At 40.8% G+C, this 13,440-nt stretch carries 16 protein-coding genes; 2 read left to right on the forward strand and 14 right to left on the reverse strand.

Going from position 1 to position 13,440, the window contains the following annotated elements; genetic code table 11:
• Window positions 1-171 precede the first annotated feature (171 nt).
• The 9 genes from SJY16_RS14420 to SJY16_RS14460 all read right to left on the reverse strand — a co-directional run bounded on the left by SJY16_RS14420 (window position 172) and on the right by SJY16_RS14460 (window position 7,194).
• Window positions 172-459 (reverse strand): RNA polymerase alpha subunit C-terminal domain-containing protein, encoded by a 288-nt coding sequence (locus SJY16_RS14420; RefSeq protein ID WP_377890216.1) that lies wholly within the window; start codon window positions 457-459, stop codon window positions 172-174.
• Window positions 460-480: 21 nt separating this feature from the next.
• On the reverse strand, window positions 481-1,536 hold the full coding sequence (locus SJY16_RS14425) for an NAD(P)H-dependent flavin oxidoreductase (RefSeq protein WP_377890218.1): 1,056 nt from the start codon (window positions 1,534-1,536) through the stop codon (window positions 481-483).
• Between the two features lie 43 nt (window positions 1,537-1,579).
• Window positions 1,580-2,353: a CPBP family intramembrane glutamic endopeptidase gene (locus SJY16_RS14430; RefSeq protein ID WP_377890220.1), complete on the reverse strand. Its 774-nt coding sequence runs from the start codon at window positions 2,351-2,353 to the stop codon at window positions 1,580-1,582.
• A 269-nt stretch (window positions 2,354-2,622) separates the two neighbouring features.
• Entirely contained in the window at window positions 2,623-2,976 is a 354-nt protein-coding gene (locus SJY16_RS14435) for a DoxX family protein (RefSeq protein WP_377890222.1), read from the reverse strand.
• Between the two features lie 83 nt (window positions 2,977-3,059).
• Window positions 3,060-4,577 (reverse strand): FAD-dependent monooxygenase, encoded by a 1,518-nt coding sequence (locus SJY16_RS14440; RefSeq protein ID WP_377890224.1) that lies wholly within the window; start codon window positions 4,575-4,577, stop codon window positions 3,060-3,062.
• Window positions 4,578-4,833: 256 nt separating this feature from the next.
• Entirely contained in the window at window positions 4,834-5,859 is a 1,026-nt protein-coding gene (locus SJY16_RS14445) for a tRNA dihydrouridine synthase (RefSeq protein ID WP_377890226.1), read from the reverse strand.
• Between the two features lie 243 nt (window positions 5,860-6,102).
• Entirely contained in the window at window positions 6,103-6,639 is a 537-nt protein-coding gene (locus SJY16_RS14450) for an RDD family protein (RefSeq protein ID WP_377892265.1), read from the reverse strand.
• 58 nt (window positions 6,640-6,697) lie between these two features.
• Window positions 6,698-6,895: a hypothetical protein gene (locus SJY16_RS14455; protein WP_377890227.1), complete on the reverse strand. Its 198-nt coding sequence runs from the start codon at window positions 6,893-6,895 to the stop codon at window positions 6,698-6,700.
• A gap of 32 nt (window positions 6,896-6,927) precedes the next feature.
• On the reverse strand, window positions 6,928-7,194 hold the full coding sequence (locus SJY16_RS14460; RefSeq protein ID WP_377890229.1) for a hypothetical protein: 267 nt from the start codon (window positions 7,192-7,194) through the stop codon (window positions 6,928-6,930).
• A gap of 232 nt (window positions 7,195-7,426) precedes the next feature.
• Between SJY16_RS14460 and SJY16_RS14465 the strand changes: the two genes are divergently transcribed.
• Together SJY16_RS14465 and SJY16_RS14470 are read left to right on the forward strand one after the other, a co-directional pair.
• Window positions 7,427-8,467 carry a TDT family transporter gene (locus SJY16_RS14465; RefSeq protein WP_377890231.1) on the forward strand — a complete coding sequence of 347 codons (1,041 nt, stop codon included), beginning with the start codon at window positions 7,427-7,429 and terminating at the stop codon, window positions 8,465-8,467.
• Window positions 8,468-8,565: 98 nt separating this feature from the next.
• A complete protein-coding gene (locus SJY16_RS14470; RefSeq protein WP_377890233.1) occupies window positions 8,566-9,399 on the forward strand; it encodes an STAS domain-containing protein in 834 nt (277 codons plus the stop codon).
• Window positions 9,400-9,549: 150 nt separating this feature from the next.
• Here the strand turns inward: SJY16_RS14470 and SJY16_RS14475 are convergent, their stop codons facing one another.
• From SJY16_RS14475 to SJY16_RS14495, 5 genes are all read right to left on the reverse strand, one after another.
• Entirely contained in the window at window positions 9,550-10,482 is a 933-nt protein-coding gene (locus SJY16_RS14475; RefSeq protein WP_377890234.1) for a DNA/RNA non-specific endonuclease, read from the reverse strand.
• A 277-nt stretch (window positions 10,483-10,759) separates the two neighbouring features.
• Window positions 10,760-11,335, reverse strand: coding sequence for a hypothetical protein (locus SJY16_RS14480; protein ID WP_377890236.1), 576 nt, complete (start codon window positions 11,333-11,335; stop codon window positions 10,760-10,762).
• Between the two features lie 310 nt (window positions 11,336-11,645).
• Window positions 11,646-12,392, reverse strand: coding sequence for a phosphotransferase family protein (locus tag SJY16_RS14485; protein ID WP_377890238.1), 747 nt, complete (start codon window positions 12,390-12,392; stop codon window positions 11,646-11,648).
• A gap of 87 nt (window positions 12,393-12,479) precedes the next feature.
• The gene (locus SJY16_RS14490) at window positions 12,480-12,716 is read right to left on the reverse strand and encodes a hypothetical protein (RefSeq protein WP_377890239.1); all 237 of its coding nucleotides are present in this window, start codon (window positions 12,714-12,716) and stop codon (window positions 12,480-12,482) included.
• Between the two features lie 212 nt (window positions 12,717-12,928).
• Window positions 12,929-13,423, reverse strand: coding sequence for a lactoylglutathione lyase family protein (locus SJY16_RS14495; protein WP_377890241.1), 495 nt, complete (start codon window positions 13,421-13,423; stop codon window positions 12,929-12,931).
• Window positions 13,424-13,440: the final 17 nt, after the last annotated feature.

Here is a 13,440-nt window from a genome sequence, read left to right on the forward strand (position 1 = left end):
ATCGCTATTTTGAAACGACCAGATAACTTCACGGATATTTTCTTCATCGAGTTTGAGACGTGACTCTTGTTGCTTCGTTCAGCAGGAATAGCTACATGACTACTCAATGGTAATGGATAAATGAAGGGCAATGATCCGCTGATCATTGCCCTTCTGTCGATACGATAAGATTTATGACTTAAAAGATAATCCCCTATCCTTCAAAGCTTCCTTCAGTTTCGGAATCGAAGAGGGACCCATTCCGTGGAATGTCAAAACTTCTTTCTCACTGTATGTCGATAATGTTTGCAAAGAGGTAATCCCGTTATTCTCCAAAGCCCTCCTCGCTGGTGCTGAAAGAACGGAAAGAAAGCCGCGATCAGGCTTCCGCTCGTTTTCACAGATTGGACATGTTGGACAATCGCTGCTTTTGTAATAGGTATGTCCTCGATCACAAACCCTTTTATTTGCTGAAGGCATCCTCGAACATCTCCTCACTTCTTAACTATTGATTCTTTTCGCCTGCGAAACGATCGATTGAATCATGTAAGCTGCGGATTCACTTCGACTTAACCGTGGACTTTGCCCCGACCAAAGTGACATATATTCTGGCCTATTCTGTAACGCTGCTTCCTTTCGTATGCCCTTTGTGAGAGCGTTTTGCAATGGATAGTCTAATGGTTCATGACCTTCCATTCTTTCGATGAACGCGTTACGAATTCCTCTTGCTGGTTTCCCGCTAAAGGAGGCAGTCATTACGGTTTCTGTCTCCTTCGTATGTAAAATCGCCTCTTTATGTTGAGGTTTGGCTCCGCTTTCTTTACAGGTCACAAACGCTGTTCCTAATTGAGCCCCATCTGCACCAAGAACCATTGAAGCGCAGACTCCTCTTCCGTCCATAATGCCTCCTGCTGCGATAACGGGAATACTGACGTGGTCAGCGACTTGAGGAATGAGTGACATGGTGCCGATCATCGACTGCCTATATGAGTCTGTAAACGTCCCGCGATGGCCGCCAGCTTCACTTCCTTGCGCGACCACAGCATCCATTCCATGTTGTTCATTGAGAATCGCTTCCTCAACAGTTGTGGCAGTACCAATTAGAACGACGCCTTCATTCTTCAGGTCATGGATGATTGCCTTCTCTGGGATACCGAACGTAAAACTGCACACAGGAACTTTCTCTTCTTTCAAGACCTTCAGTTGCTTATCAAAAAGTGATTCGTCGACCTCAGGTTGTGTTTCATTCTCGATTCCGAGTTCATTCCGGAAAGGCTTGAGCAACTCGTTTACTCGACTGATTTCTGTCTCAGTCGCGCTTGGCCGTTCCGGAACAAAGACATTCACGCCAAACGATTTCCGGGTTAAACTCTTAATCTTTTGGATGCTCTTTCGCATATCCTCAGGCGCCATATATCCTGCACCTAGTGTACCAAGTCCTCCAGCATTAGAAACAGCAGCAACGAGTTCTGGCGTAGTAACGCCCCCTGCCATTCCAGCTTGTATAATAGGATGATTGATCTTCAGTAGCTCAAGTAATCGGCTATGATTCCACATGTGTTCTACCCCTTTCGCAATAGAAGCTGATTGGTGATTCTTCTCATATTATCCATCCGTTGAAAACCATACCTAGGTTAATAATGATGTGAAAAAAGATGGCTGGGTAGATACTATTGGTTTTTAATACGACGATCGCATAAAACAATCCGCCGAAAGAGAAAAGCAAGCTTAGCAGCATCGGTATTCCAATCGATAGATGGAGTAGCCCGAAGCCTATACTCGTTATTAAAACAGCGTAACGAGTGGAAACATTGCTCTTTAAACCTGATAGCAAAAACCCTCTCCAAATCACTTCTTCAAGAGTAGCATTGATAATAGCAAACAAAATACCAAAAAGGAACATTGATTTAATGTAGCTCATCTCTTGTTGTACGAATAACGGAATAAGTATTGTACTAGATCCCACCAGACCAATAAGTAAAAAATAAGGTAATGGTATGGTGTGAAAAGGCAGTGTGACTTTCTTGCTCCAATTAGGAAAGGATGCGAAGACAGATCGTTTCTGTTTAGACAAAATGAGTGAAACCACCGTTCCTAGTATAATAAATATGAGAAAGCTTCTATTTATCAAGATGTTCATTTCAACTGATAAGCCCCAAGCATTAATATAGTTGCTTCCGATTTGAAACATCATAAGACCTAGCAAGAAGAATAGAAACAAGGAAACTGTTGTACGGTATTTTTCCGTTACGAAGTAGATGATGACCAGGCACAAGATTGATAGCAATCCAAACTCAAACAACTTATATGAAAAGAGAACGATACCTACAAAAAACAAAATTGATAGAATGAAGAGAAATAGTTTGCGGTTCATACCAAGCTTCCTTTCAACCCACGTTTCATTACTTAACCTAGCACCCTTCTCTTTATCTAATTAAACAAAGAGGCTTTTAATCCTTTTAAAATCCTAAAACGAGCTAGTTCCTAAAAAAACAAAAAAACAGTTAGGCATAGTAACGTGCTAAGCCTAACTGTTTGTATTTAAGGATGTGAGTAAGTAACAAGCGACAATTTCCATACTCCGAAGCGAATCACGAGAACCTCCCCCTTAGAAGAATAGCCCCCTTTTACGTGGTTCTTACCTTAAAAACGTCCGATCGCCACAAATAAAGCTAATGCGAGAAAAAGGATGTTCATCCCAATCGCCTGATTTTCTTTTCGTTTAGCATGAAACATAGCTGCGAATACCATAATGAGTGCGATTCCAACCGCTGCAATCGGTGTTAGGATAGGCGCAATGCCTAACGCATAAGGTAAAATCAACCCCAGTCCACCTAGAATTTCCGCTACCCCAACAAACAGTACAAACCCTTTTGAATACTCATTGACAAACGGAAGACTCGATCTCGCTTTTTCATACTGAAATGACTTCATTGAACCGAACATAATAAATGCTAATCCTAAAGCAATCTGCACAATCCATAATGCCATGCTCATACAGAAACCTCCTGGTTATACTGCTTTAGTAATGGTTATTCCATTCGACCAACGAACAGTACAATCGAATACGATTTTCTTTTCTAACGAAAGAAAGGCTTTATATCAAATCGATTCACATACTGTTTCAGTGCCTCGAGGTCCTCACCCGCAAACCCAATGTACCCATCTGGACGAATGAGGTATAGCGCATTTTCCTTTAAACCTGACGTTATCATAGAAGGATCCCATTCGTATTCATGAAGAGGGATTGAGGTAGAGGCTAGATCGCTTTTCACCTCTTGATTTGCTTTCCCATAACAATGAACCTGCCAATCAAACGTTTGCAACGGGGCAAAGTTATCACCTGCACCGGTTTTCACCCATGGCAACCTGTCCCCTCCTCGCAGTTTTCCGACTGAACCTTCACTAATCTTACTATCACGATAATGAATACGCGTTTGTGACACCGTCTTGAAAAGCCCTTTACGAGCAGAAGAGAATCCTAATAGAAATGGTAGAATATAAGGGAAAAACACGGTTCGTAACAACCGCCCTTTAACATGTCGACCTATAATATTCGTAAATGCTCGATCAGTCGTTGAAACGAGCGTATTTGCAAATGCATGACGCTCATTTTCATACGATTCTACAATGTCTATTGATCCCTTCCCCTGAATCACACACGCTAACTTCCATGCTAAGTTAATCGCATCTCCGATCCCTGTATTCATCCCTTGCCCTCCTGCAGGGCTATGAATATGAGCAGCATCTCCAGCGATGAAGACCCTTCCTTCTCTAAACGATTCACTCACCCGATGATGAACCTTATAAGTAGAGAACCAATTTACTTGTAACACAGTCATATCAAGCTTCTTCTTAACTGTTGGATAAATGTCCCAAAAATCGATTGACGCTTCTGTGTTAATCTCCTCAGGCACGATTCCGATCAGACGGACGATTCCTTTTTTCCTAACTGGCATGAACACAAAAAACCCGTTTGCTTCCATGTTCATATACATATCTCCCAACACAAGGGATTCGCTCTCTGCCTCGACATCCGCCACAAAAAACTGTTGTTCATATGTGCCACCAGGAAAATCCGTTTTCATCCCATGGCGAACGGTACTATGGGTACCATCACAGCCACACAGATAGTGAAATGAGTATGCTTTTTCCTCACCATTTTGTTTGATGACTGCCTCAACATCATCACGTTTATCCGAGAAAGATACCAATTCCGTACCCCACTCAATCGTAACACCCGCTTTTTCTAACTCATCCACTAGCAGTCTTTCGTGAACATCTTGAGGAATACTCAGCACATAGGGAAAGGGACTTAACCCTCCTCCCAAGTCCTTAAATTTCAATTCCGCTTTATCTTCATGGCCCTCTCTAATATGAACAGCAGTTAGAGGGATGCCTCCGGTTACCACTTTCTCTGAAATCCCTAGTTGTTGATAATGCTCGAGAATCCGAGCTTGCGTTACGAGAGCACGAGACGTTTCACCTGGTCCGTCATTTTTTTCAATAATGCGGAAAGGAACACCTAATTTCGTAAATGTTAACGCCATCGCTAAACCTGTAGGTCCCGCTCCGACAATTAATACGTTGTTTTTCATTGTGACAACTCCTATACAGAAATTGATAGATTCTACTTAAACAATTTCTTGTTCGATGGGTGCAGTACCTTTCTTCGTACCAAACAACAGCACATTTCCAATAAAAAAAGAGACTTATCCTCTACTGAATAACTCCCCTACACGAAATACGATTCTTCTATCTAACACTGAAAGCAAACAACCCTCTACAACTATAGAAAAATCAGTTAGGCATTGTATACCTAACTGATTTTCTTAAAAGGAAAATGATGTGAGCCTAGCTTTCCACATTTTCCATATTCTCAAGTGAATCATGAGAAGCTTCTTCTTCTTCCTCATTCTCTTTCCCTGTAAACTCATCAAGCATCGCACGCACTTCATCTGTCGTTTCTGTACTCATCAAACGATGTCTTAATTCACTCGCTCCTCGGAAGTTACGAATGTAAATCTTAAAGAAGCGGCGAAGTGGTTTGAAGAGTCGAGGCTCCAGTTCTTCAGAATACTTATCATGAAGATCGAGCTGAAGACGTAGAAGATCGAGCAGTTCTTCGCTCGTATGCTCTTTCTTATCCTTTTCGAACGCGAATGGATTATGGAAGATTCCACGTCCAATCATCACTCCGTCTACGCCATATTTCTCCACAAGCTCAAGTCCCATCTGACGGTCTTCAATATCACCGTTAATCGTCAGAAGCGTATGAGGAGCAACTTCGTCACGAAGCTGCTTAATCTCTGGAATCAGCTCCCAGTGTGCATCGACTTGGCTCATTTCCTTTTTCGTACGGAGATGGATGGAGAGGTTAGCAATGTCCTGTTCCAAAAGATGCTTTAACCAGTGGCGCCATTCCTCTACTTCCAAATAACCAAGACGAGTCTTCACACTGACAGGCAGTCCTCCCGCTTTGGCAGCCTGAATGATTTCTGCAGCAACATCCGGACGACGAATCAATCCGCATCCTTTCCCCTTCGCTGCAACATTATGCACCGGACAGCCCATGTTGATATCCACTCCGCGAAAGCCCATTTCTGCCATGCCTATACTCATTTGACGGAAGTATTCAGGCTTGTCGCCCCATATATGAGCGACAATCGGCTGTTCATCTTCTGTAAACGTCAGACGTCCTCTTACACTGTCTTTTCCATTCGGATGGCAGAAGCTTTCTGTATTCGTAAACTCTGTAAAGAACACGTCAGGTCTTGCGGCTTCACTCACCACATGACGAAAAACGACATCTGTGACAGCTTCCATCGGTGCCAAAACGAAGAACGGCCGTGGAAGCTCATGCCAAAAATTATCTTTCATACTATATCTGAACCCTTTCCTTAAGAGACACATCAATCCCGAAATTTAAAAGTGAATTTCTCTGTTTTAATCATTATCGGTCAGCTTTCAACCATTATATACTTTAAGATGATTTAACGAAAAGTGCAAGGGGACGAGTTGTGAACATTATTGGCATTTCCCCGTTCCGTCTGAATGACCGACTTCATTTTCAATGAGAGAAATGCCTTTGCTATAAAATTCACTGTTCTCCTCATACATTCTTTAAACGACGCGTTTAGCTTCTATGACTACCGTACCAGCGATCCAGTCATAGATATTCTTTCTTCTTTTATTCGTAAAGGGAATGAACAGATAGAATAAGACGGTCACATTAACCGCAACCAACAGGAAATAAATGATGCTATCAGAAAAGTCGGACGGTAGCATGATTCGCCATATCGCAAAATGAGCGACTTCCCATGGAAGAAATTTGACCACTGTTCGTCGTACTGATCGGCCGATTCCAATACGATGACCTCTCTTGTCGCAAACGCGGAGCCCCATTTTTCTTTTTCCAAGTGTCCCCTGCCACTTAGAACATTCGCTCACGATAAAATAGAGCGAAACCGGAAGTGTAATCATCACAAAACCTGTCAGTTCAGCTAATTCAGGAGAACTTGTAAATAAGGGCTTAACATATGGTCGAAGGATGACCGAAAGTGTACCTACGACAAAGACCCCATACAAAGCGATTAAGAGGTAGTCGATTAAGAATGCGAAGATACGGTCTCTAAATGCAGAATAGGACAAACTGGTCACCCCCATAGATATGTCATCACGAAGTGCCTATATAGCTAGTATACCGTCTAGACACGAACTAGTGATGCCTCTGTTTCCGTTTGTTTTTCTCCACCAGAAAAGAAACAATGCCAAGTGAAAGAAACCCGAGGCCACTCATAATGATCGCGGTGATCCCAAGCGTAGTCGCTTCGAAATCAATAAGCATGGTAATAAAACTAATGCCCACGATCACTAGTAAAATCCAGTGTGAATAAGTAGTGATAAATTGTTTCATTGTAAGTCTTCCTTTATCGCGAATTAATAGCACTAGCTAGTTTCATTGTACTTTTTATACTTATTTTCTGAATAATACCAGGTACCTGCCCCAAACAGAATACCGAATAGAAGTGACGTCATGATATACTCTGAAATTCTTTTATATTCTTCAGAGAAGATGAAATCAATACAAACATTAACAAATAAAAATACAGACCCACCTACTAAAACTCCTTGTAAAAGGATATACTTCCATTTCCCCATTCCTCGTATTTTGCTCCATTTATTCACAAACTGTTCTTCTTTAGAAATAGTCATCACGCCTCTTTTGTATCATATTTATTCTGTAGATCTTTCTAGCAACCCGACACCAATTATTTCAAATCATGAAGACAAACTCAATTGGTACTCCTATAATACGTGAAAGTTTCCTAATTACCGGTTTTGCTTCTCTAATAATTGCTTTCTTACGAAAAACAAAAATGGCTTTTTAATTAAGCTAATACGTTATATCATGGAAGTCGTGAACATTAAGAAACGAGTGATTTTCATGAACAACCCTATAAACACAAGAGAAGTCCACCCTGCTTCAGGAGCAATTATAATGGCCCTAGGGATTTTCCTATATGCGGACATTGAGGCCTTTCCTTTCATTGATCAGTATGTAGGGTGGATCGTACTCATTGGCGTTTGGCTATTGAGCTTCTCGTTATTCTCATCACTGGGAGTACAGTTTTCCAGAAAAGATTATAGAAAAGAGATACTCCGACATCCTGTTCGTTTTTTTGCGATGGGGACGTGGATTGCGGGGGTATTTGTATTATGTCAGGTTACGATAAAGTATTTTCCTGCACTCTTCTATGGGGTTCAGGTGCTTGCACTTTTCAATTCAATTCTATGTTTCCTATTCTTAGGTGGCTGTCTTCTTCAATTTACAACTTTGTTAAGAAAGCAAGGTGCTTTTTCAACTCACGGAGTTATTTTGCTATCGACCGTCACGATTCAAGCTCTGGTTATTACGTGGGCAAAGATATTTTTCATACCAGTTGAGATTTTGATTTTCGGTATACTCTTTGGATGCTTTTTCTATCTTTGTGGCGCTTGGCTAATAAGCATTCGCTACATGAAAAGGACGAACTGGCTTCTAAAAGACGATTGGGCGAATACAAACTGCATTCTTCATGGAGCCTTATCGATCACCGGATTAGCTCTAGTATACACGCAGGCGATTTCACCAACATCTCTTTTTCTATTCTGGATAATCGTTCTTCTTGTCATGTTAAGTGTCGAAACGATTGAAATCGTAAGAGCGTTGGAGAGAATACGTGCATACGGATGGAAAAGAGGCTTGTTCACATATGATGTGAGTCAGTGGTCGAGGAACTTTACCTTTGGAATGTTTTACGCTTTTTCGACCGCTCTTCCACATCCACAAAGCTCATTACCTTTTATCGTCAAGTTCCATACTGTTCTTTTGCCAGTGTGGAGTTGGATTGTCTTACTCCTACTTTGTGTAGAGCTTTGCTTATGGGGGGCTGTTCTTTTCAGTGAGCGAAAAAGAGAGGATAAGAAGGATCGAAGTAGTTTTTAATACCACCTAATTTAAAAACCTAGGCGAAGTTACTGCATATAAGTGATGCTTCATTTATAATAATAGTGATTATTTTATAACGATTGGAGGAGAGATTATTGCAGACAATTACGTACGAAGATTCATTTCAATTCATTGATTTCTTTGAAGCAAACAGTCAAGCGTTTACAGAAACGCTACTAAAAGAAGCTGTTAATGTAAAAGATAAAATTGAAGAAATACGAAGAGTAGGCAATATCGATCTTGTTACGAATGCGCAAACACTCGTTGGATATATTATTGAAGAAAATGATCAAGAGCTATACACTTTTGCACAACAAGAAGGAATTGCTTGGGCCACACATTCCCTTGCTGTCTCTTTTAAATTAGAATGGGTACAAGCGATTCGGCGAACCCTGTGGGTGTTTTATGAAAAATATACGGAATTGGAAAGCAATGATAAGAGAAAAGATTTCTTTGAAATGGAAAAACAATTTAACAATCGAGTAGACTACTTTTTGAATTCCTTCTTCATAAGTTATACGGAATACAAAGATTCGCTTATTAAAGCTCAAAAAGAACTCGTTGAACATCTTTCAGTACCAATTATTCCAATTAATCACTCCGTAAGCATCCTTCCGTTAATAGGATCTATTGATGCACAACGAACTGAAATCCTTGAAGATAAAGTGTTATCCGCAATAAGCGATATGCGCATCCACACGTTGATTATGGACTTATCTGGAGTTGCAGATATAAGTCGTGACGATGTTCACCGGTTGATTCAAATCATCGATGGCGCCTCTCTGATGGGCTGCACCACTGTCATAACAGGATTGAGGAAGTTAGTGGTAATGAAAATAACGGAACTTGGCATTAATTTAAATGAAGAAATAAAAACATTAGGGACGTTACAGCAAGCATTAAGAGAGTATTTTTATACATCACAATGATCGCTTGTAGTTAGAGACACTAGGATAAAGAAAGAATGGCGTCCCCTAAAATTAGGATACGCCATTCTTTCTTTATAACGTGTTTGGATTCTTGTTCTACGCCCCGTTTAGATGAAACGAGCATTAAAGTTATCTCAACGTTCTAGTGACCTACTCCCCCACCATACCGTCGTTATCGTTATCACGCATATAGGGATATAACCAATGATCACTCATTATCGGCATACTGAAACCTGCTGCCTCTGCTTCTTTAATAGTCACTTGTCCATTACCGTTTGTATCAATACTAGAAATATCACCCTCTGTGTCTGAACTAGTTGTACCGTCAGGCTCGCTCTCAGTTAAACCGAGTGACGCGTTGACTTCATCAGGATTCACATTATCAAATGTATCAACGACTTCGTTATCCATTACCGTATAGGTATACTGATAGCTTGAAGGAATCTGCGTTTCCGTATTCGGATATGTGATAATTGCTTCAAAATCAGTAGCTTCACCTGCGCTACGGATCGCGTCTTCCATATAAGCTTGATCACCATGTCGGTTGAGTGTACTCTCTTGCGGGGTAATGTTATAAGCATTCGATACCCCTCCGAGAGAATCAGCAAGTATATGACCTTCATCTAAAACGTCGCTTTCTACGCCCGGAACCTTTGCCTCATCAGAATAATATCTGCCAGACGATAATACAGGTTCTTTACTGTCATCTTGTAGAATGACTTCGTCAGCAACGACACGGACTAGTTGCCCATATTCATTCGTAAATGCCCAATATTCACGGTCACCGTAACCAATGTCAACAACGACGTTAGGTTCTCGATGTCCAGACAAATCCCCACCATCAACTTCAATAAGTTTGTATCCTGAGAACAAATCATCATTTGGTTGAGTAGGTGATTCCTCAACTACTGGTTCATCAACATCCGCCGCTTCTTCTTTTTCACTATCTTTATCTTTTTCGACTGTAGTGACTTCTTGTGAATCGGTTTCTTCATCTGTACTGGATGCATCTTCGATGTTGGTACAACCAACCATAAAGATGATCGTGAACAGTAAGATGAAAGTATTCAATTGCCTTTTCATTTTGAGGACTCTCCTATAATAGTAAAATCGCGTAATGAAAACATTGATTATCATTACTACGGCTAAAATAATCATAAGAAAGAGTAAAGAAGGACCCATTACTTCTTCTACCTCCTTTATTATCCATTACTTTAACAGTTTAATTTTACCACATAAAACACCTTCAAAAGCATTTAGAAGCGATCTCATGAAATGCGCTTGATACAGTTTATTCTTCTCTTTGTACAAGTAGACATAGCGTAATCCTTTTTAGAGTAACGCCGCCTATAACTACAACTTAACCGTGATTTCTTATAGCGTCTCGAAATTCTTCAGCATTCAAATAACGAATACTTGTTATTTTTCCATCTTCATTTGTGGACGCTGTACCTTCAACATTCATCGTTTCACTTTTACCACTTTCCTTATTCGTATAGGAAACTTTCACTATGAAATCATAGTCTCCCTCTTTTGCTTCTCTTTCTTCAAGTGTCATTTCATCCACTTCCAAGATATAGGCAGGGTGAGCGATGTGCAAGAACCCTATTCCCCCACTAAGTTTTAAAATGTGACTATCGTAAAAATTAGTGCTCATGTAAGGCTTGAAATTTTCTTGTCTATAATCGTTGAGGTTTTCACTGAATTTTTCAATGTCTCCATTAGAGTTCAATAATTTTACCTGCTCCTCATTCGGGCCTGTAAATATAGTTTCCAAGACGGTTCGAACATTTTTCTCACCTTCGCTCTTGCCTTGACTCTCTTTATCGCTTCCTTTCGAGCTCTGCCCCGTTTCTTCGGAGTTTGTACAAGCTACAGCTAAAACTAGAATGCCTAACAACAGAAATGGTAGACAGTATTTCTTGAATTTACCCATTACATCACACCCTCCAATTCTCTGAAAATCATGACATCATTGATTATCTTATCTTCGCTTCTACTATTCATAGACAGCACCTTCGCAATAGGAGTTAAGTGATTATTCAGACTCCATACGCCAAAAGGACTTTATATCATAGTTACGAATGAGATGACATTTAGTTTCAAATGTCTACCATTTCGAAACTGAGTCATCAAGAAGGCTACCCTTTCACCGAAAATCACCTCGTCTACATCATACTCATGGACGATGGGCAACACATAAACGAAAGGTCTCTCCAACACTGGAAAGACCTTTCTCCATTTTATTACTTACAGTGATCTTCAACTATTTCCATTAAACGCTCATGTTCCTCCTCGGAGCCATTTTCAGACAACCTCGCGCCTGCAATGATCGGTGCCCAGGCAAACACCTCTTCTTTAGAAAACCCGCTTCGCTCACAATAAAGCCTGATATACCGATCAGCCCACTCCATTGAAAACCCAGCATACAACAAATACGTGCGATAAACATCAGCGCGAGGGTCCCCGGCACTCGAATCTACCCAATCGATGATTGCTATGCCGTGATCAGACAGAATAAGATTGAATAAATGGAAATCACCGTGACATAGGCTATTATCTACTTCCATTCGATCGAGTTTCTCAAGAAGTGAACGCTTTTGCCCTTTCTTTAATAGAGACGCCGCTTCAATTTGTCGCTTTAGCTTTTCGTTCATAGGTTCCAGTGATTTTGCCTCAATATGATGGATACTTCGCTGAGTATCAACAGACAACTCCATATAATGGTCAGCTTTCTCCACTTCTCCAAGTGCAAGATCACCGAGCGTCTTCCCTTTTATGTACTCCATAATGATCGCCTGTTTGCCATCGACCTTCGTGACGTCTATTACGTTTGGAACGGGTAGATGACAAGAGTAAGCATGTCTTTGTTTTTCAGCTTCGTACAGTGCTTCGGTGTCTGGTAGGTGATCTTTAAACACTTTGATCACATGATTATCCTGGAGATAAATGTTCGCAGTGTTTCCTTCTGCGATGGGAGAGCCAACTTTCATACATTCCACTCCTTTACCACTGGCGATTGTCTTGCTCGTTACATCAGGACGTAATGACTGAAGACCCAACGCTCGCATCACCCTTACCTAAAATAAAAGCGTAGCTCCGCAAATGATAATAGAGAAAATCGCAAAGCTCATCGCTACCTTGTAGAGCGTTTTCCCTTTCCCCTTCCTTGTGTCTAACGCTAAATTCGCCATTGAAAACGCGGTTGTCGTACTTAAGAGGATAGGAAATAGTGCTTCATTTCTAGTGAATCCAGCCCAAATCATCGCAATCATGGATGCCGTTGTAAGAATTAGTAATGAAATTTTTCGTTTCATAATGCCTCCCTTATGTATGTCCGTGCTTACACTCTTACCAATTATTTCAAATCCCCTCTCTAAACTCAATACTTTATTGCATTAAAAAAGCTTTTCTTTTATTTGAAAGTGATATGTGATTTTAGCCAGTTAATGAATGAAATGTAACTTTCCAAAATCGAGTAGGAGCTCACGTAACCGTAAGCTCCTTTAACGACGATATTTATCGAATTCTAGTAAGCACCTTCTGAATACGTCAACTCATAGCTATGCGTATAGATTTCAAAGATGTTACCGAATGGATCTTCTACATAGACCATTTTGAATGGTTTCTCACCAGGATAGTATTCACGGATCGGCATACGTTGCTTCCCACCATGCTGCTTGATCTTCTCCACGATTCCTTCGATATCAGGGTCTTGAATACAGAAATGGAAGATTCCTGTTTTCCAGTATTCGAAGTTATTTTCCGGCTGTTCGTTCTCTGGAAACTCGAACATTTCGATCCCGATTCGATCACCTGTTGAGAGGTGTGCGATTCGGAACTTCTCCCAGTCATTGCCGAAAACGTCTCGGCACATTTGTCCGATCGGTGTATCATCATTCTTCACATCAGAAGGTTCCATAATCACGTACCAGCCGAATACGTCTGTATAGAATTTCACTGCTTCCTCAAGGTTTGGTACAGATAGTCCAATATGAGAAAAACTTCTTGGATATGTTAACATAAAAGAATATTCCTCCT

This window comes from Alkalihalobacillus sp. R86527, from assembly GCF_042466185.1.
Classification (GTDB): domain Bacteria; phylum Bacillota; class Bacilli; order Bacillales; family Guptibacillaceae; genus Guptibacillus.